Here is a 20551-nt window from a genome sequence, read left to right as displayed (position 1 = left end):
GTAACCTGCACGAAATCGCAGAGGGCCAACGTCGTCCCTATTGCGCATGCCTATGACAGGCACTGCATATATGCCAATGATGACGACGACGGGAGAGCCGATGCGTTCCGCGTTCATGGACGGGCGACCCGCCCCGCAGGGACTGTACGACCCCCGCAACGAGCACGACGCCTGTGGCGTCGGTTTCGTGGCCACCCTGACGGGCGAGGCCAGCCACGCGCTGGTCGAGCAGGCACTGACCGTTCTGCGCAATCTGGAGCACCGCGGTGCCACCGGTTCCGAACCCGACTCGGGTGACGGCGCGGGCATCCTCCTCCAGGTCCCGGACGCGTTCCTGCGCGATGCCGCCGGGTTCACCCTCCCCGAGGCCGGCCACTACGCCGTGGGCATCGGATTCCTCCCCGTCGACACCGAGGACCGCACCAAGGCGGTCGACGCGATCGAGCGGATCGCCGCCGAAGAGGGCCTCAGCGTCCTCGGCTGGCGCGAGGTCCCGGTCGCGCCGCAGCTGCTGGGCGCCACGGCCCGCTCGACGATGCCGCACTTCGCGCAGCTCTTCGTCGCCGACCCCACGGGCACCCGGTCCGGCCTGGCGCTGGACCGTCCCGCCTTCGTGCTGCGCAAGCGCGCCGAGCGCGAGGCCGACGTCTACTTCCCGTCGCTGTCCGCGCGCACGATCATCTACAAGGGCATGCTCACCACCGGGCAGCTGGAGCCGTTCTTCCCGGACCTGTCGGACCGGCGGATCGCCACCGCCATCGCCCTGGTGCACTCCCGCTTCTCCACCAACACCTTCCCGAGCTGGCCGCTGGCACACCCGTACCGGTTCGTGGCGCACAACGGTGAGATCAACACCGTCAAGGGCAACCGCAACTGGATGCGGGCCCGCGAGTCGCAGCTCCACAGCGACCTGTTCGACGGCAGCCTGGAGCGGGTCTTCCCGGTCTGCACCCCCGGCGCCTCGGACACCGCGTCCTTCGACGAGGTGCTGGAACTCCTGCACCTCGGCGGCCGCTCGCTGCCCCACAGCGTGCTGATGATGATCCCCGAGGCGTGGGAGAACCACGCCTCGATGGAACCGGCCCGCCGCGCCTTCTACCAGTACCACTCCACGATCATCGAGCCCTGGGACGGGCCGGCCTGCGTCACCTTCACCGACGGCACCCAGGTCGGCGCGGTCCTGGACCGCAATGGTCTGCGCCCCGGCCGCTACTGGGTGACCGACGACGGCCTCGTGGTGCTCGCCTCGGAGTCCGGTGTCCTGGACATCGAGCCCGGCAAGATCGTCCGCAAGGGGCGGCTGCAGCCCGGCAAGATGTTCCTCGTCGACACCGCCGAGCACCGCATCATCGAGGACGACGAGATCAAGACGGCGCTGGCCGCCGAGCACCCGTACGCGGAGTGGCTCGACGCCGGGCTGATCGCCCTGGAGGACCTGCCCGAGCGTGAGCACATCGTGCACACCCACGCCTCGGTCACCCGCCGCCAGCAGACCTTCGGCTACACCGAGGAAGAGCTGCGCGTCATCCTCGCCCCGATGGCCAAGACCGGCGGCGAGCCGCTCGGCTCCATGGGCACCGACTCGCCGATCGCGGCGCTGTCCGAGCGCCCCCGGCTGCTCTTCGACTACTTCACCCAGCTGTTCGCGCAGGTCACCAATCCGCCGCTGGACGCCATCCGCGAGGAGCTCGTCACCTCGCTGATCTCCACGGTCGGCCCCGGCGGCAACCTGCTGGAGCCGTCGCCGGCCTCCTGTCGCAACGTCGTGCTGCCCTTCCCGGTGATAGACAACGACGAGCTGGCCAAGCTCATCCACATCAACGCCGACGGCGACCTGCCCGGCCTCGGCGCCGCGACCCTGTCCGGCCTGTACCGGGTCGCGGGCGGCGGCGACTCCCTCGCCGCACGCCTCACCGAGATCTGCGCCGAGGTCGACACCGCGATGGAAGACGGCGCACGCCTCATCGTGCTGTCCGACCGGCACTCCGACGCCGAGCACGCCCCGATCCCGTCGCTGCTGCTCACCTCGGCCGTCCACCACCACCTCATCCGCACCAAGCAGCGCACCCAGGTCGGCCTGATCGTCGAGGCCGGCGACGTGCGCGAGGTGCACCACGTCGCGCTGCTCATCGGCTACGGCGCCGCGGCCGTCAACCCGTACCTGGCCATGGAGTCGGTCGAGGACCTGGCCCGCGCGGACACCTTCCTGCAGGGCATCGAGGCCGAGGACGCGATCCGCAACCTCATCAAGGCGCTCGGCAAGGGCGTCCTGAAGGTCATGTCCAAGATGGGCATCTCCACCGTCGCCTCCTACCGCGGCGCGCAGGTCTTCGAGGCCATCGGCCTGGACAAGGAGTTCGTGGACACCTACTTCCACGGCACCGACACCAAGCTCGGCGGCTCCGGCCTCGACGTCGTCGCCCAGGAGGTCGCCGCCCGGCACGCCAAGGCCTACCCGGCCTCCGGCATCGCCGCCGCGCACCGCCGGCTCGACATCGGCGGCGAGTACCAGTGGCGCCGCGAGGGCGAGCCGCACCTGTTCGACCCGGACACGGTCTTCCGGCTGCAGCACTCCACGCGGACCCGCCGCTACGACATCTTCAAGCAGTACACCAGCCGCGTCGACGAGCAGTCGGAGCGTCTGATGACGCTGCGCGGCCTGTTCGCCTTCAAGGAGGGCGAGCGCACCCCGATCTCCATCGACGAGGTCGAGCCGGTCTCCGCGATCGTCAAGCGCTTCTCCACCGGCGCCATGTCGTACGGCTCCATCTCCATGGAGGCGCACGAAACCCTCGCCATCGCTATGAACCAGCTGGGCGGCAAGTCCAACACCGGTGAGGGCGGCGAGGACGCCGAGCGGCTCTACGACCCGGCCCGGCGCAGCGCCATCAAGCAGGTCGCCTCCGGCCGCTTCGGCGTGACCAGCGAATACCTGGTCAACTCCGACGACATCCAGATCAAGATGGCGCAGGGCGCCAAGCCCGGCGAGGGCGGTCAGCTGCCCGGCCACAAGGTCTACCCCTGGGTCGCCAAGACCCGGCACTCCACCCCCGGCGTCGGCCTGATCTCGCCGCCCCCGCACCACGACATCTACTCGATCGAGGACCTCGCCCAGCTGATCCACGACCTGAAGAACGCCAACCCCAAGGCGCGCATTCACGTCAAGCTGGTCTCCGAGGTCGGCGTCGGCACCGTCGCCGCCGGTGTCTCCAAGGCCCACGCGGACGTCGTCCTGATCTCCGGCCACGACGGCGGAACGGGCGCCTCGCCGCTCACCTCGCTCAAGCACGCGGGCGGCCCCTGGGAGCTCGGCCTGGCCGAGACCCAGCAGACGCTGCTGCTCAACGGCCTGCGCGACCGGATCGTCGTGCAGACCGACGGCCAGCTCAAGACCGGCCGCGACGTCGTCATCGCCGCCCTGCTGGGCGCCGAGGAGTTCGGCTTCGCGACCGCCCCGCTGGTCGTGTCGGGCTGCATCATGATGCGCGTCTGCCACCTGGACACCTGCCCGGTCGGCGTCGCCACCCAGAACCCGGTGCTGCGCGAGCGGTTCAGCGGCAAGGCCGAGTACATCGTCAACTTCTTCGAGTTCATCGCGGAAGAGGTCCGCGAGATCCTCGCGGAGCTGGGCTTCCGCTCCCTCGAGGAGGCAGTCGGCCACGCCGAGCTCATCGACGCAGGGCGTGCCGTCGACCACTGGAAGGCGCAGGGCCTGGACCTGGCCCCGCTGCTGTACGTGCCGGAACTGCCCGAGGGCGCGGTCCTCCACCAGACCACGGTGCAGGACCACGGCCTGGAGAAGGCGCTCGACAACACGCTGATCCAGCTCGCCGAGGAGGCGCTGACCACCGGCGCCCCCGTCCGCGTCCAGCTCCCGATCCGCAACGTCAACCGCACGGTCGGCACCATGCTCGGCCACGAGGTGACGAAGAAGTACGGCGGCGCGGGCCTGCCCGAGGACACCATCGACATCACCCTGACCGGATCCGCCGGCCAGTCGTTCGGCGCCTTCCTGCCCCGGGGCATCACGCTCCGCCTGGAGGGCGACGCCAACGACTACGTCGGCAAGGGGCCTGTCCGGCGGGCGCGTCATCGTCCGCCCGGACCGCGGCGCCGACCACCTCGCCGAGTTCTCCACCATCGCGGGCAACACCATCGCGTACGGTGCGACCGGCGGCGAGCTGTTCCTGCGCGGCCGGACCGGCGAACGGTTCTGCGTCCGCAACTCCGGCGCCACCGTCGTCTCGGAAGGCGTGGGCGACCACGGCTGCGAGTACATGACCGGCGGCCGGGCCGTCGTCCTGGGCGAGACCGGCCGCAACTTCGCGGCCGGCATGTCCGGCGGCATCGCCTACGTCCTGGACCTCGACCCGGACAACGTCAACACCGGCATGGTCAACGTCGAGTCGCTCGACGCCGAGGACATCACGTGGCTGCACGATGTCGTGCGCCGCCACCAGGAGGAGACCGGCTCCACCGTCGCCGAGAAGCTGCTCGCCGACTGGGGAACCACCCTCACCCGCTTCGGCAAGGTCATGCCGAGGGACTACAAGGCAGTGCTCGCCGCCAAGAACGCCGCCGAGCAGGCCGGACTCTCCGAGTCCGAGACCACCGCGAAGATGATGGAGGCGGCTAATGGCTGACCCCAAGGGCTTCCTCACCACGCCCCGCCAGCTGTGCGACCGGCGTCCCGTCGAGGAGCGCAAGCAGGACTGGAACGAGGTCTACATCCCCGGCGGGCTGTTGCCGATCATCAGCAAGCAGGCCGGCCGCTGCATGGACTGCGGCATCCCGTTCTGCCACAACGGCTGCCCGCTCGGAAACCTCATCCCCGAGTGGAACGACTACGCCTACCGCGAGGACTGGACCGCGGCCAGCGAGCGGCTGCACGCGACCAACAACTTCCCGGAGTTCACCGGCCGGCTGTGCCCCGCGCCCTGCGAGTCCGCCTGCGTGCTGGGCATCAACCAGGACGCCGTCACCATCAAGAACGTCGAAGTCACCATCATCGACAAGGCGTGGGACAGCGGCGACGTGACCCCGCAGCCGCCCGAGCGGCTGTCCGGCAAGACCGTCGCCGTCATCGGCTCGGGCCCGGCGGGACTCGCCGCCGCCCAGCAGCTGACCCGCGCCGGCCACACGGTCGCGGTGTACGAGCGCGCCGACCGCATCGGCGGCCTGCTGCGCTACGGCATCCCCGAGTTCAAGATGGAGAAGCGGCACATCAACCGCCGCATCGAGCAGATGCGCGCGGAGGGCACCAAGTTCCGCACCGGTGTCCAGATCGGCACCGACCTGCTGGGCGACAAGCTCAAGAAGCGCTATGACGCGGTCGTCATCGCCGCCGGCGCCACCCAGGCCCGCGACCTGCCGGTGCCGGGCCGCGAGCTCGGCGGCATCCACCAGGCGATGGAGTACCTGCCGCTCGCCAACAAGGTGCAGGAGGGCGACTTCGTCGCCCCTCCGATCACCGCCGCGGGCAAGCACGTGGTCGTCATCGGCGGCGGCGACACCGGCGCCGACTGCGTCGGCACCGCCCACCGCCAGGGCGCGGCCTCGGTCACCCAGCTGGAGATCATGCCGCGGCCGACCGAGGACCGCCCGGACAACCAGCCCTGGCCGACGATGCCGATGACGTACAAGGTCACCTCGGCGCACGAGGAGGGCGGCGAGCGGGTCTACGCCGTCAACACGATGAAGTTCGAGGGCGACGAGGACGGCAACGTCCAGTCGCTGCACCTGGTCGAGGTGGCGTTCCAGGACGGGAAGTTCGTGCAGCAGCCGGGCACCGAGCGCACCATCCCGGCCCAGCTCGTCACGCTGGCCATGGGCTTCACCGGCACCGACCAGAAGAACGGCCTGATCGACCAGCTCGGCCTGGCCCTGGACGCGCGCGGCAACATCGCCCGCGACCAGCAGTACGCGACCAACGTCAACGGCGTGTTCGTCGCCGGAGACGCGGGCCGCGGCCAGTCGCTCATCGTGTGGGCCATCGCCGAAGGCCGTTCGGCCGCCAGCGCGGTGGACCGCTTCCTGACCGGCCACAGCACCCTGCACGCCCCGGTCCGGCCGACGGACCGCCCGCTCACCGTCTGACCCGCACCACCCCAGCTGTCCCGTACAACGAAGTGCGGAACAAGACGCGGCGCCTGCCCACCCCGACCACGGGGGCAGGCGTCGCGTCGCCCTTTCCGCGCACCTCACGGAGACGGTCAGGTGTCGCACTCCAGGAGCGTCCGGCACAGCGCGCAGCGCACGGTGACACGTCCCCGCACCGGCACCCGGATGCGCTGGTGGCAGGTCGGGCACGGGAACGAGACGCGCCGTGGGGCGGCCGTCTCGAACGCGTAGCCCGCTTCGGGGGAGGGGGTACCCGCCCGCCGGTCCTTGGCGTAGCGCCGCCGGGCCGCCCACCCCGCCGCGAGCAGCGGCGGCTGCCGCCGCTCCTGCTCGGCGAGGACCAGCCCGGCCCGGTAGGCGTCGCGCGCCAGCGGACTGCTGAACCACGGCTCGATGTCGTCCCCGAAGACCAGCGCCCGCTTCGCGAGCACATAGCCGTACTCCTCCGGCGTCAGATACCCCAGCTTGTACGCCGACATCATCAACCGGTCCTCCCGGATCGCCGGCTCCTCCCGGTACGAGTCCAGCAGCAGCCACCCCGCCCCCAGGAACGCGGTCGCGGTGTCGGTCAGGATCTCGTTGTCCCGGGTGCCGGGCAGCTCCAGTCCCAGACGGTGCAGGTAGACGTGCATCACCTCGTGCGCCAGCGCGGCGCCCACGTCACGGCGGTCCGTCTTGAACCGCGAGTGCAGCTCGACGAAGTACTCGGGACCCGCCGTCAGCTCGACATTGCCCGCGTGCACCATGTCGCGGAACCCCACCACCATCCGGGCGTCCGGCAGCCGGAAGTGCTGCAGCATGACGCGCGCCACGCGCTGCGCCCCCAGATACGGGTCCTCGTCCGGCGGGAACTCCACCGACTCCGGACGCACGCTCGCCGCGTACTGCCCGACCGTGTCGGCCGACAGCCGCCGGTACAGCGCGGTGAGCGACCTCCGGACCGTGGCGAGGTGCGGGAACCCGTGCTCGATCTCGGTCACAACCACCTCCCCCGCCGGCCACCCGTGCGGACCGGTGACCTTTCGAGATTACGCGTCAACACCCGGTTGGACGCCAAAACCACTGGTGGTGCCTCCATAGGAGGACCCCGGGATCGCGGGACCACACCGGCCGCCCCCACAGCGCGCGGGCGGGCCCCCGCCCCCTGGCCACCACCGCACTCCATGAGCGAAGATCGGTCCTCGATGTTCCATACATGGATGCGCTACTTCACCCCGAACCCGGTCCACCACCGGCTCGGCCTGGTATGCCTCGGCGTCGGCATGCAGCACGGGGCGCTGCCCACCGTCGGGCCGCGCACCATCGACCACCACGTCGCCGTCGTCATCAGCGCCGGCACCGGCTGGTTCCGGCACCGCGGCGGCGACGCCGTCGAGATCACCGCGCCCACCCTGCTCTGGCTCACCCCCGACGCCGAACACCACTACGCGCCGCACCCCGGCAGCGGCTGGGACGAGAGCTTCGTCGACTTCACCGGACCGGCCGCCGCCACCTACACCGAACTCGGCTACATCGAGCCCGACCGGCCCATCGTCCCGCTCAGCGACACCACAGGACCGCGCGCCGTCATCGCCCGCATAGCCCGCGCCGCCCGCCCGGGAAACCCCCTGCTGGAAGTCGAGAGCTCCGCCGCCGTCCACGAACTCCTCGTCGCCCTGCGCCGGGCCCGCGCCGACACCACCGGCGACGGCGACCGGGTGCTCGACGCCCTCGCCCGCGACGCGTTCCTGTCACTGACCATCGCGGAACACGCCACCCGGCACGGCATGACCCTGGCCGAACTGCGTGCCGCGGTCCGCAGCAGCGCCGGCTGCAGCCCCAAGGACTACCTGCTCGGCATCCGGCTCGGCCGCGCCAAGGAACTCCTCGCCGCCACCGACCTGCCGGTCGCCGCCGTCGCCCGCCGCGTCGGCTACGAGGACCCCGCCTACTTCAGCCGGCTGTTCACCCGCCGGGTCGGCGCCGCCCCCGTGCGCTTCCGCGAACAGCAGTACCGCACCGTGCCCGGCGGCTTCTCCACCGACCAGCTGGACCCCCGCCGCATCATCCGGCAGTCGGCGGACCACCCCGGCACGTGACCGGCGCGCCGGACACGAGGCCGGCACTTTGACGACGCTCCGCCGTACGGCAGCATGTCCGGCATGCCAGCCCTGACTCGCGCCGAGGCCGAGACCCGCGCCCGCCTGATCGACGTCGACCACTACGCGATCCATCTGGACCTCACCTGCGGGGACGCGACCTTCCGCTCCACCTCGGTGATCCGCTTCACCGCCCGCGAAGACGGCGCCGCCACCTTCATCGAGCTACGGCCCGCCGCCCTGCACAGCGCCGAACTCAACGGCCGCCCGCTCGACCCCGGCACCCTCGACGACGGCCGGCTCCCGCTCCCCGGGCTGCGCACCGACAACGAACTGCGGATCGACGCGGACATGCGCTACTCCCGCACCGGCGAAGGCATGCACCGCTTCACCGACCCCGCCGACGGCGAGGTCTACACGTACACCCAGCTCGGCCTCGACATCTGCCCCGCGCTCACCGCCACCTTCGACCAGCCCGACCTCAAGGCCGTCTTCGACGTCACCGTCACCGCCCCGCCCGCCTGGAAGGTCCTCGGCAACGGCACGGCGCAGCGCACCGGCGAAGGGCACTGGCAGATCGCCCCGACACCGCCCATCAGCAGCTACCTCCTCGCGGTCGCGGCCGGACCCTGGCACAGCATCCGCACCGAGCACGCCGGACTGCCCTTCGGCCTGCACGCCCGCAAGAGCCTGGCACCGCACCTCGACGGCAACGCGGCCGAACTCCTCGACACCACCCGCCGCTGCTTCGACCGGTACCACGAGATATTCGACGAGCCCTACCCGTTCGACTCCTACGACCAGGCGTTCGTCCCGGAGTTCAACTGGGGCGCCATGGAGAGCCCCGGCCTGGTCACCTTCCGCGACGAGTACGTCTACCGCTCCGCCGTCACCCTCCCCGAACGCCAGCAGCGGGCCGTCGTCGTCGCCCACGAGATGGCCCACATGTGGTTCGGCAACCTCGTCACCCTGCGCTGGTGGGACGACATCTGGCTCAACGAGTCCTTCGCCGAGTACCTGGGCTACCAGGTCCTCGCCGAAGCCACCGGCTTCACCACCACCTGGACCGACTTCGCCATCGCCCGCAAGGTCTTCGGCTACGACGCCGACCAGCGCCCCTCCACCCACCCCGTCGCCCCCGAAGCCGTCCCCGACACCGCCTCCGCGCTGCTGAACTTCGACGGCATCTCCTACGCCAAGGGCGCCTCGGCGCTGCGCCAACTCGTCGCCTGGCTCGGCACCAAGGAATTCCTCGCGGGCGTCAACGCCCACATCGCCCGGCACCGCTTCGGCAACGCCACCCTCGACGACTTCATCGACTCCCTCGGCGGCGCCACCGGCCGCGACGTCCGCAAATGGGCCGCACAGTGGCTGCGCACCACCGGCGTCGACACCCTCCAGCCGCACTTCGACACCCCGGCCGCACCGTTCATCGCCAGAACCGGCAGCCGCCCGCACCACATCAACGTCGGCCTGTACGACCGCGCGGTGACCGACACCTGCCGGCTCGTGCTGCGCGAACGCCTCGCGGTGGACCTCGCCGCCCCCCGCGTCCCGCTGCTGCCCGAAGGCCGGCCCGTCCGCCCCGACCTGGTCCTGCTCAACGACGGCGACCTCAGCTACACCAAGATCCGCTTCGACGACCAGTCGTGGACCACCGTCACCGAATGCCTCAGCGGCCTGCCCGACCCGCTCTCCCGCGCCGTGGTCTGGAACGCCGCCCGCGACCTGGTGCGCGACGGCGAACTGCCGCCCGGCGACTACCTCGGCCTGGTCCTGCGCCACCTCCCCGCCGAAACGGACCCCGCCATCGTCCAGGGCGTCCTCACCTTCACCCGCGGCCAGATCGTCGACCGCTACCGCGACCCCGCCCGCCGCAGCACCGACCTGGGCCTGCTCGCCGGGGTCTGCCACACCTTCCTGGCCGGCGACTCCGCCGCCCTGCACCTCAGCGCCGCCCGCACCCTGATCGACTGCGCCACCCCCGGGGCCGACACCGCACGGCTGCGCGACTGGCTCACCGACGGGCGCATCACCGACCGACGCACCACCGACGGCCGCACCACCGACGGACCCGCCCTCGACCCCGAACTGCGCTGGCGGCTGTTGCTGCGGCTCACCGTCCTCGGCGCCGCCACCCCCGACGACATCGCCGCGGAACTCGCCCGCGACCCCAGCGCCTCCGGCGAGGAGGGCGCCGCCCGCTGCCGCGCCGCGCTGCCCGACCCGCGGGCCAAACACGCCGCCTGGACCTCGATGTTCGAGGACGACTCCCTGTCGGCCTACCTGTTCACCGCCACCGCCCAGGGCTTCTGGCAGCCCGAACAGCACGAACTGCTGCACGGATACGTGCCGCTCTACTTCGCCGCGGCCACCGCGGTCGCCGCCCGCCGCGGCCCCGCCCTCGCCACCGCCGCCGGCCGGTACGCGTTCCCCACCACGGCCACCGACCCCTCCACCCTGCGCCTGGGCGGCGAATGCCTGCGCGACGCCAACCCGGTGCCGGCGCTGCGCCGCCAGCTCGCCGACCAACTCCACGACCTGCAGCGCGCGTTGAAGATCCGGGCGACCTACCCGTAACCGCTTGTGAGCCGGGGTGCCCACGACCGCGCGGGCACCCCGGACCGCGGCCCGCCGCGTCCTCATCGGCCGGATTCCGATCCTCCGTACCACCCCGCGATACCCCTGACCGGTGGCCCTCGTTGAGCACACCGGGCGGAACCGCCCGCTCGACAGGCAGCGACCGCGAAGGGGCCACCTCATGCCACCCCAGCTCGCCGGAGGGATCACAGGACCCGCCCACCTGCGCCCCCTGCTGGACACGGTCCTCGACGCACTCACCACCGGAGCCACCGCCCGCGGCGGCCCCCTCCCGGCCGGCGGCCCCGACGCCGTCACCCGCCACGTACGCGACGCGTGCACCCCCGTCATCCCGCACACCGGAACGGGCGCCGAGCACGCGCTGCGCACCCTCGTACACGCCTTCGCCGCCGGAGCGGCCGACCCCGCGCATCCGCGCTGCGTCGCCCATCTGCACTGCCCACCGCTGGCCCTCGCCGTCGCCGCCGACCTCGCCGCCGGCGCCCTCAACCCGTCCCTCGACTCCTGGGACCAGGCCCCCGCCGCCGCGGCCCTCGAAGCCGAGACCACCGCCGCGCTCGCCGCCCTCGTCTACCCCGGCCACCGCGCCCCCGACGCGCTGATCACCACCGGCGGCACCGAGTCCAACCACCTCGCCCTGCTGCTCGCCCGCGAACGCCAACCCGGCGCCCCCGCCCTGCGGGTGCTGTGCGGAGCCAACGCCCACCACAGCATCCAACGCGCCGGTTGGCTCCTCGGCCTGCCACCGGCCCTCGTCCTGCCCACCCCCGCCGGCATCCTCGACCCCGCCACCCTCCACACCGCTCTCGGTGAGCTGACCAACGCCGGCCCCGTACTCGTCGTGGCGACCGCCGGAACCACCGACACCGGCGCCATCGACCCCCTCCCCGAAATCGCCCACCTCACCGCCGCCCACGGTGCCGAACTCCACATCGACGCCGCCTACGGCGGACCCCTGCTGTTCAGCGACCGCGAAGCACACCGCCTCGACGGTCTGCCGTTCGCCGACTCCGTCACCCTGGACCTGCACAAACTCGGCTGGCAACCCGTCGCCGCCGGCCTCCTCGCCGTACGCGACACCTCCGCACTACGGCCGCTGGACCACCAGACCGACTACCTCAACGCGGACGACGACACCGAAGCGGGCCTGCCCGACCTCCTCGGCCGCTCCCTGCGCACCACCCGCCGACCCGACGTGTTCAAGATCGCCGTCACCCTGCGGGCACTGGGCCGCGAAGGACTCGGCGCCCTCATCGACACCGTCTGCGACCAGGCCCAGCACCTCGCCGACCTCATCGACGCCCACCCCGCCCTCACCCTGCGCGGCCGCCCCGAGATCAGCACCGTCCTGTTCCGCCCCACCCACGCAGACGACGCCCAGGTCGCCGCATTGCGCCGCCGCCTCCTGCACGACGGCCACGCCGTACTCGGCCGCGCCCACGCCGACGGACGCCTCTGGCTCAAAGCGACCCTGCTCAACCCCCACACCCGGCCCGCCGACCTCACAGCGCTCCTGCACCTCACCACGGAAGGCACGGCCCGATGACGACCACGCCCCCCAACCCACCCGCAGGCGAACCCGCCCCCCCGGAAGAACCCCTCGACCTCCTCGGCATCGGCATCGGCCCCTTCAACCTCTCCCTCGCCGCCCTCGCCGACGGCATCCCCGACCTCACCGCCGCCTTCTACGACCAGCGGCCCACCTTCCAGTGGCACCCCGGTCTGCTCATCGACGGCGCCACCCTCCAGGTCCCCTTCCTCGCCGACCTCGTCACCCTCGCCGACCCCACCAGCCGCTGGTCCTTCCTCAACCACCTCAAAACCCGCGACCGGCTCTTTCCCTTCTACTTCGCCGAGCGCTTCCACATCCACCGCGCCGAATACGACACCTACTGCCGCTGGGTCGCCGAAACCCTCCCCACCACCCACTTCGGCCAACAGGTCGACACCGTCCGCTGGAACCCCGCCCGCGCCCTGTTCGAAGTCGACCACACCCACCTCGACCGCAACGGCGAAGCCGAAGCCCTCGGCCGCACCCACGCCCGCAACCTCGTCATCGGCATCGGCACCAGCCCCTACGTCCCCGAACCCCTGCGCCCCCTCGCCGACGCCCCCACCGTCCCCGTCATCCACTCCGCCGACTACGTCGAACAACGCGCCCGCCTGCTGGCCGCCGACCACATCACCGTCGTCGGCTCAGGACAATCCGGCGCCGAGGTCTTCCTCGACCTGCTCCGCGCCCGACCCGCCGGCCGCGAACGCCTCACCTGGATCGCCCGTACCCCCGCCTTCGCCCCCATGGAATACAGCAAACTCGGCCTCGAACAGTTCACCCCCGACTACACCCGCTACTTCCACGGCCTCGCCGAACCCGTCCGCGACCAGCTCGTCCCCCAGCAGTGGCAACTCCACAAAGGCATCGATCACGACACCATCAACGCCATCCACGACGAGCTCTACCGCCGCACCCTCGACGGCGGCTGGCCCGACGCCACCCTCACCCCCGGCGTCAGCGTCCGCACCGCCGGACGCCTCGGCGGCACCGGCATCGAACTCCACCTCGAACACGAACAACAAGGCACCCGCAGCCGCCTCCACACCAGCGCCGTCGTCCTCGCCACCGGCTACCGCGAACGCCCCATCGAACAACTCCTCGCCCCCCTCCACCCCTACCTGCGCCGCGACGCCGCCGGCCGGCCCCGCATCGACGCCGACCACCGCCTCGCCCTCGACCCCTCCATCAGCGGCGCCGTCCACGTCCAGAACGCCAACCGCCACACCCACGGCGTCGGCGCCCCCGACCTGGGCCTCGTCGCCTGGCGCTCCGCCGTCATCCTCAACGCACTGACCGGCAAGGAGCACTACCCCCCCTGCCGGTCAGAACCGCGTTCACCACGTTCGGCCTCGACGGGACGGCCGCATCCAACGTGCCGACTAGAACAGCGGCACTCCGTCGCGCGTGAGCTTCCAGCTGTCAGCACCGAAGGCGGACGGGTCGATCGAACCCTGCGCCTTCACCCACGCGATGATCGTGTTCCGGATCTCGTCCGAGTTCGCCCAGACCGACGGCGTCGCCGCCACATGCGGGAAGTTGCCGCCCCCGTTCGCCCGGTAGTTGTTCACCGCCAGCACGAACTTCGCCGCCGGATCCAGCGGCGCGCCCTGGAACGTCAGGTTCACGATCCGCGAACCCACCGGCTTCGCGATGTCGATCTCGTACGACACCCCGCCCACCACGTCGTAGTTGTAGTCCGGCGTGCTGTCCGCGTTCGTCAGCTTCGACACGTCCACCACCGCGTCCGGCGCCGTCTGCACGAAGTACTTCGCCGAGAACTCCAGATAGTCCTTCACCTGCGCACCCGTGAGCACCCGCGCGTCCAGCGTGTTCTCGTACACGTACAGCCCCGCCACATCCCGCAGCGACACCTGACCCGCCGGAATCGCCGCCGTCCGCGAGAAACACGCCGCCTGCGACAGCACCGGCAGGGCCGCGTACTCCGTCCCCGCCAACGCCGCCTTCACCGTCTGCATCTGCACCGCGTTGATGAAGTCGATGATCGGCGTGTCCTTGTACGGGGCCTCCTTCGCCGCCATCGCGACCGCACACGTGCCCACCACCTGGTTCACGTACGCCACGACCTTGTCGTGCTCCGCCTTCACCAGCTTCACCACATGCGGGTCCTCCGCCACCGCGTTCGCGTTGCGGACCTCCGCCACCACCGACGTCACCGACCAGCGGCCTCGGCGGAACTCCAGCCCGATGTCGAAGACACTCAGCCGCATCCCCCACATCAACGGCTCCGACAGCACCACGTTCTTCCCCGACACGGTGTTGACGACCGTGCGCGACGCGACCTCCTTGTGGGTGTGCCCCACCAGGATCGCGTCGATCCCCGGCACCTGCTCCGCCACCAGCGACGACGCGTTCTCCGGATACGGCAGCGCGTCCCCGTACGACGTACTGCCGTCAAGACCCGAGTGATCCGTGCAGATCACCACGTCACAGCCCAGCGCCCGCAACTTCGGCACATAGATCTTCGCCTGCTCCACCAGACCCGGGAACGCCATCTTCCCCTGCACGTTCGCCTTGTCCCAGATCGCGATCCCCGGGTTCGTCAGCCCCAGGATCCCCACCTTGATGTCCGGCCCGCCGTGCACCTTGATCCGCTTGATCGTGTACGGCGGGAACGCCGGCTTCAGCGTCTTCGCGTCCACCGCGTTCGCCGCCAGCAGCGGGAAGTCGCACTGCTCCTGAAACCTGCGCAGCACCGGGATGCCGTAGTTGAACTCGTGGTTGCCCAGCGCCGCCGCGTCGTAGCGCATGTGGTTCATCGCCAGCGCCATCGGGTGGACGGGCGGCTTCGTGTGCTTGCCGGGGGTGCCGGTGATCGGCTCCACCCGCGCGTAGTAGTACGACAACTGCGTGCCCTGGATGATGTCGCCCGCGTCGATCAACAGGGTGCGGTCGCAGCCCTTCTCGGCACGCGCCTGCTCCACCAGCGTGGAGATCTTCGCCAGGCCCACGTCGTTGTGGGTGCTGTCGTCGTACTCCTTGTCCGTGAAGTAGTCCCAGTTGAAGACATGCCCGTGCAGATCCGTCGTGCCCAGCACCCGCAGCGAGTACGTCTTCGGGCCGGGCCCGTGCCCCGCGTCGTGCGCCTGCGCCGGCGCGGCGGCCGCGACGGTCCCCGCGCCCGCGAGCGCCATGCCCGCCCCCGTGGCGGCGGAACGGTTGAGGAAGGTCCTTCGGTTGAGCGGCATGTCGGCTCCCGGTCTGTGCTGGTGAGGTAACGCGCGTAGATTCTGGCGCAGGAACCCCACCCCGCAACACCCCCCAGGCGTTTCCATCAGATGTCCCGCCGGGAAATGAGCCGCCTGCCACAGTGGGGCACATGACCCCGGAAACGGACAGGACCCCCCGTCCCCTCGAAGCTCCCCGCGTCGGCGTCCGCGGCGAAGCCACCATCGAAGTCGAACCCGAACTCGCCCGCATCACCGTCACCGTCCGATCCCGCGGCGCCGACCGCCGCCACACCCTCGACGACCTCACCCGCCGCAACACCCAAGCCCTCGACCTCATCAAGAGCTACGGCGACGCCGTCGAAAAACTCGAAACCGGAACCATCGGCCTGACCCCCGAACTCCGCGACAAAGGCCGCGACCGAGGCGAGAAGATCCGCGCCTACCACGGCGTCGTCCGCATCGGCGCCACCCTCACCGACTTCACCGCACTCGGCGAACTCACCACCCGCCTCGCCGACCTCGAACTCACCGCCGTCGACGGCCCCTGGTGGTCACTGCGCCCCCAGTCGCCCGTCTACCGCGAAGCCCGCCAGCAAGCCGTTCGCGACGCAGTCCAGCGCGGCCGCGAATACGCCGAAGCCCTCGGCGCCACCCTCACCGCCCTCATCGAACTCGCCGACGACGGCGTCCACCAAGCGACCCCCTACCCCCAGCAGGCGGCCTTCGTCATGAGCGCCCGCGCCGGCGGCTACTCCGCCGACACAGCCGCCCCGCCGTCCCTCGACCTCGAACCCGAACGCCAGAACGTCCACGCGCAAGTCACCGCACACTTCACCATGACTCCACCCGTCCTCACCTGACCCCGCAACACTGCTCACATGAGCATTCCCATGCACGTTCGACACTTGTCAACAACCGTTAATCCAGCCGACGTTGGACAGTCGCCTCCGCCCATCTGTCTACCCGTCAGTAAGTCATAGGCTCGAAACATGCGCCGAGCAAAAATTGTCTGCACCCTGGGCCCCGCCACCGACAACTACGACCAGATCAAAGCACTTGTCGAAGCCGGAATGGACGTCGCCCGCCTCAACCTCAGCCACGGCTCCTACACCGACCACGAGAGCCGCTACCACCACGTACGCAAAGCCTCCGAAGAGACCGGACGCAGCATCGGCATCCTCGCCGACCTCCAAGGCCCGAAGATCCGCCTCGGCCGATTCACCGAAGGCCCCGTACTCCTTGAACGCGGCGACGAATTCACCATCACCGTCGAAGACGTCGAAGGCGACCGCCAAACCTGCGGAACCACCTACAAAGGCCTCGCCGCAGACGTCAGCAAAGGCGAACGCATCCTCGTCGACGACGGCCGCGTCACCCTCGAAGTCACCGAAGTCCAAGGCTCCCGCGTCCACACCATCGTCATCGAAGGCGGCATGGTCTCCGACAACAAGGGACTCAACCTCCCAGGCGTCGCGGTCTCCGTCCCCGCCCTCTCCGAAAAGGACATCCAAGACCTCCGCTGGGCCCTGCGCATCGGCGCCGACATCATCGCCCTCTCCTTCGTCCGCAGCGCCCAGGACGTCATCGACGTCCACCGCATCATGAAGGAAGAGGGACGCCGCGTCCCCGTCATCGCCAAGATCGAAAAGCCGCAGGCCGTCGACAACCTCGAAGAGATCGTCGACGCCTTCGACGGCATCATGGTCGCCCGCGGCGACCTCGGCGTCGAAATGCCCCTCGAAGCCGTCCCCATGGTCCAGAAGCGCGCCATCAAACTCGCCAAGCGCAACGCCAAACCCGTCATCGTCGCCACCCAGATGCTCGACTCCATGATCGACGCATCCCGCCCCACCCGCGCCGAAGCCTCCGACGTCGCCAACGCCATCATGGACGGCACCGACGCCGTCATGCTCTCCGGCGAAACCAGCGTCGGCAAATACCCCATCGAAACCGTCAAAGTCATGGGCCGCATCATCTGCGCCTCCGAAGAAGAGATCCTCTCCTCCGGCCTCCCCCCACTCACCGAACGCAACAAACCCCGCACCCAAGGCGGAGCCGTCGCCCGAGCCGCCGCCGAAATGGGCGACTTCCTCGGCGCGAAATACCTCGTCGCGTTCACTCAATCAGGCGACACCGTCCGCCGCCTCAGCCGCTACCGCTCCCCGATCCCCCTCCTCGCCTTCACCCCCGAACCCGCCACCCGCTCCCAACTCAACCTCACCTGGGGCGTCGAAACCCTCCTCGGCCCCATGGTCCAGACCACCGACGAAATGGTCGACCAGGTCGACGAACAACTGCTCCGCGTCGGCAAGTGCCAGAAGGGCGACATCGTCGTCATCACGGCCGGCTCCCCGCCGGGCGTCCCCGGCACCACGAACCTGGTACGCGTCCACCACATCGGCGAGGACGACTCCCCGAAGTAGCAGGAGGCACTCCGTGGGAGCTCAGGTCTGGCTTCGACTGCTCGTGATCCCTGTTTGACTGGATGATCTCGCCTGCGGCGTGCGGTGGGTCGGAGCCGGCGGCACCACAGGCAAGGCCCCCACCCGCACCGGCGCAGCGGACTCAAGCGCATAGAGGCGCGATTCGCCACGCCGCAGGGGGAGGCCTGCCGGACGCGTGATCCGGCAGGCCGCTGACGGACCGTGATTACCTACTGGCCGCTTGACCCACTGCAAAGGGTGAGCAGGTGCGGTTCCGACCCTCCGGCTGACCCAGACCAAAGGACGCCCTGCCGACCTCAGTTCCAGATGTAGAGGTAGTACAAGTACTGACTGGTCTGCGGAAACCACTGATAACGGCATTGGTACGGAAAGCCTTCACGCTGATACTCCTGACCAGCATCCACGCAGGCTGATTTGTACGCGTAAACGTTCCCAGTGAATTGCCAAGCAGCCGCAGCACTGGCTGGGGTGGCTATGGGCTGGCGATCCTGAGCGTACGCGGGAGCCGCTGCGCCAGCCGTGGCGGCCACGACGGCGCCAGAGACCAGGACAGCCGCAACGGCGGCACGGAGCTTCTTCAACGTTCCTCCAACGAGGGGAAGTTCGGTGTGGCAGGAGCGGATTACTGTGATGCAAGGTTAGGACGGTTCTGTGGATGGTGCTGTGAACAGGGTGCAATGTGATGTGTGCCACGTGGTGCCTGCCGGACGAAACGGGTCCGTGAGGCGTGGGCGGGCAAACCGCAGCGCGTGGCCGCCTGTTGCCCGTGCGCCAGGCGACCCCCGGACCCCGTCGCAACCCGGATCAGCCAGCCAAACGAAGATCACAAACTGTCCCCGGGAGCGGGCACTCAGTACGTGGGCCCCACCTGCAGGTCCATGAGCGCGACGGAGGCGCGGCGGGCCACGGAGACGTTGAAGGGGTCGCAGCCCCGTGCCGGCGTCGACCACTCAACGCCGACAGCGTTGAGGGTGTTGGTATGGATCTTCCGGATGTCGTCCGACTTGTTGGCGAACAGGTACCGCGGGTACTCGTAGCGCTTCCGCACTCCTCCGACCGTCTTTTCGGTCCAGTTGATGATCCGGCATCCATCGGAATGGATGAGTCCGCGAATCAATTCCCAGGGGTACTCCTCGACGATGTCATGCTGCCAAGGCGCCAGCGCGATATGGCGGTCGTGCTTCTTGCCGGTTCCGTGTTGCGGGAAGAAGCAGTCGAGGTGCTTGGAGTACACCTTGACGTTGTGCGATCCCTTGCTCCGTACACGGCATGTGGCGTTGCTCGGGAAGACCGAACGAAGGGCCGCTTCCGCAGCGTCCATCAAGCCGGGCCACGCGTCATCGCAGGAGATCATCAGGCTTGGCACCCTGGCGTAGTGGCTGATGTGGCCGTCCCCGAGGTAGAGCCCTAGCAGGTACGAATACGCCGCCTCGTCCAGCGCGCGCCCGTCGCATCGTGGGCACAGCGGATTGTGCGCGCCGGGGCACTCGCCGCGCTTGGCGCGGTCCATGTGCACCCAATAGGAGACGCTGCCCAGCGGGACGTTGAGACGTCGGCCGACCTCGGCGTTGGCTATGCTGGAGCGGACGAGGCGGCCGGCCCGATGGCGAATCTCGAGATCGTGCATAGGCCGAGCATGTGCGGCGTACGGGACGGTAGGGGCCGTTTAAGTAACGGTTCACCATCTTCAGCGTTCTTTAGCAAGAAACGCTTACCTTGGAATCGAAGGCGTAATATGTACCGGGTGCGGGATTCGAACCCGCAAGCCCTCTCGGGCAGAGGTGTTTGAGACCTCCGTGTATACCCTTCCACCAACCCGGCTAGGTGATGGTCAGCAGTGTACCGGGTCGGCGCGCGCAGGTGTCGCTAGGTAGGCTCTGGGGGCAGTACCCCCGCCGTGATCGAGGAGTCCCGTTGAGCGCCGCCGAGCCCATAGACGAGCAGTCGCACGTACCGCCGATGACGACCCGTGTCGTCATCGCCGAGGACGAGGCGCTGATCCGGCTCGATCTCAAGGAGATGCTGGAGGAGGAGGGCTACTCCGTCGTCGGTGACTGCGGCGACGGCGAGACCGCCGTCAAGCTGGCGGAGGAGCACCGGCCGGATCTGGTGATCCTGGATGTGAAGATGCCCATCCTGGACGGGATCTCCGCCGCCGAGCAGATCGCGAAGGCGAAGATCGCGCCCGTGCTGATGCTGACCGCGTTCTCCCAGCGGGAGCTGGTCGAGCGGGCGCGGGATGCCGGGGCGATGGCGTATCTCGTGAAGCCGTTCAGCAAGAGCGATCTGGTGCCGGCCATAGAGATGGCCGTGAGCCGGTTCCAGGAGTTGCGGGCGCTGGAGCTCGAGGTCGCGGATCTGTCGTTGCGGTTGGAGACCCGGAAGCTGGTGGACCGGGCGAAGAGTGTGCTGCAGACGAAGTACGGCCTGTCGGAGCCGGCGGCGTTCCGCTGGATCCAGAAGACGTCGATGGATCGCCGGATGTCGATGCAGCAGGTGGCGCAGGGCCGTGATCGACGAGGTTCCGGAGAAGTAGCCGGGGAGCGATGTGACGAAGGGCCGCAC

9 protein-coding genes, 1 tRNA gene and 3 pseudogenes are annotated in these 20551 nt (G+C 69.7%); 9 read left to right on the top strand and 4 right to left on the bottom strand.

Features of this window, described 5'->3' with window-relative positions; genetic code table 11:
* Positions 1 to 100: 100 nt before the first annotated feature.
* Positions 101 to 4643: pseudogene (gltB, locus tag M2266_RS09130) on the top strand (glutamate synthase large subunit).
* Entirely contained in the window at positions 4636 to 6096 is a 1461-nt protein-coding gene (locus M2266_RS09125; protein ID WP_277437715.1) for a glutamate synthase subunit beta, read from the top strand. The pseudogene gltB and the gene M2266_RS09125 overlap by 8 nt, the downstream one beginning before the upstream one ends.
* A 116-nt stretch (positions 6097 to 6212) precedes the next feature.
* On the opposite strand, the gene M2266_RS09120 is transcribed toward M2266_RS09125, so the two are convergent.
* Entirely contained in the window at positions 6213 to 7100 is an 888-nt protein-coding gene (locus tag M2266_RS09120; RefSeq protein ID WP_277437714.1) for a hypothetical protein, read from the bottom strand.
* 204 nt (positions 7101 to 7304) lie between these two features.
* On the opposite strand from M2266_RS09120, the gene M2266_RS09115 reads away from it, so the two are divergent.
* The 4 genes and pseudogenes from M2266_RS09115 (at position 7305) to M2266_RS09100 (ending at position 13762) form a co-directional block, all read left to right on the top strand.
* A complete protein-coding gene (locus tag M2266_RS09115) occupies positions 7305 to 8198 on the top strand; it encodes an AraC family transcriptional regulator (protein ID WP_277441119.1) in 894 nt (297 codons plus the stop codon).
* A gap of 63 nt (positions 8199 to 8261) precedes the next feature.
* A complete protein-coding gene (gene pepN, locus M2266_RS09110; RefSeq protein WP_277437713.1) occupies positions 8262 to 10778 on the top strand; it encodes an aminopeptidase N in 2517 nt (838 codons plus the stop codon).
* Positions 10779 to 10959: 181 nt separating this feature from the next.
* Complete coding sequence (locus M2266_RS09105; RefSeq protein WP_277437712.1) at positions 10960 to 12345, top strand: aminotransferase class V-fold PLP-dependent enzyme; 1386 nt, start codon at positions 10960 to 10962, stop codon at positions 12343 to 12345.
* A pseudogene (locus tag M2266_RS09100) lies at positions 12342 to 13762 on the top strand (SidA/IucD/PvdA family monooxygenase). The gene M2266_RS09105 and the pseudogene M2266_RS09100 overlap by 4 nt, the downstream one beginning before the upstream one ends.
* On the opposite strand, the gene M2266_RS09095 reads toward M2266_RS09100, so the two are convergent.
* The gene (locus M2266_RS09095) at positions 13734 to 15560 is read right to left on the bottom strand and encodes a 5'-nucleotidase C-terminal domain-containing protein (RefSeq protein ID WP_277437711.1); all 1827 of its coding nucleotides are present in this window, start codon (positions 15558 to 15560) and stop codon (positions 13734 to 13736) included. The pseudogene M2266_RS09100 and the gene M2266_RS09095 overlap by 29 nt on opposite strands.
* Positions 15561 to 15691: 131 nt before the next feature.
* On the opposite strand from M2266_RS09095, the gene M2266_RS09090 reads away from it, so the two are divergent.
* Together M2266_RS09090 and pyk are read left to right on the top strand one after the other, a co-directional pair.
* Positions 15692 to 16402 carry an SIMPL domain-containing protein gene (locus M2266_RS09090; RefSeq protein ID WP_277437710.1) on the top strand — a complete coding sequence of 237 codons (711 nt, stop codon included), beginning with the start codon at positions 15692 to 15694 and terminating at the stop codon, positions 16400 to 16402.
* Between the two features lie 129 nt (positions 16403 to 16531).
* Entirely contained in the window at positions 16532 to 17965 is a 1434-nt protein-coding gene (pyk, locus tag M2266_RS09085) for a pyruvate kinase (protein WP_277437709.1), read from the top strand.
* 871 nt (positions 17966 to 18836) lie between these two features.
* Here the strand turns inward: pyk and M2266_RS09080 are convergent.
* Both M2266_RS09080 and M2266_RS09075 read right to left on the bottom strand, forming a co-directional pair.
* Entirely contained in the window at positions 18837 to 19613 is a 777-nt protein-coding gene (locus M2266_RS09080) for a helix-turn-helix domain-containing protein (RefSeq protein WP_277437708.1), read from the bottom strand.
* A 111-nt stretch (positions 19614 to 19724) separates the two neighbouring features.
* A tRNA-Leu gene (locus M2266_RS09075) sits at positions 19725 to 19807 on the bottom strand.
* A gap of 138 nt (positions 19808 to 19945) precedes the next feature.
* Between M2266_RS09075 and M2266_RS09070 the strand changes: the two are divergent.
* Positions 19946 to 20522, top strand: a pseudogene (locus M2266_RS09070) (response regulator).
* Positions 20523 to 20551: the final 29 nt, after the last annotated feature.

It is taken from the genome of Streptomyces sp. SPB162, from assembly GCF_029504575.1.
GTDB lineage: Bacteria > Actinomycetota > Actinomycetes > Streptomycetales > Streptomycetaceae > Actinacidiphila.
This window is presented reverse-complemented; position numbering and strand designations above follow the sequence as displayed.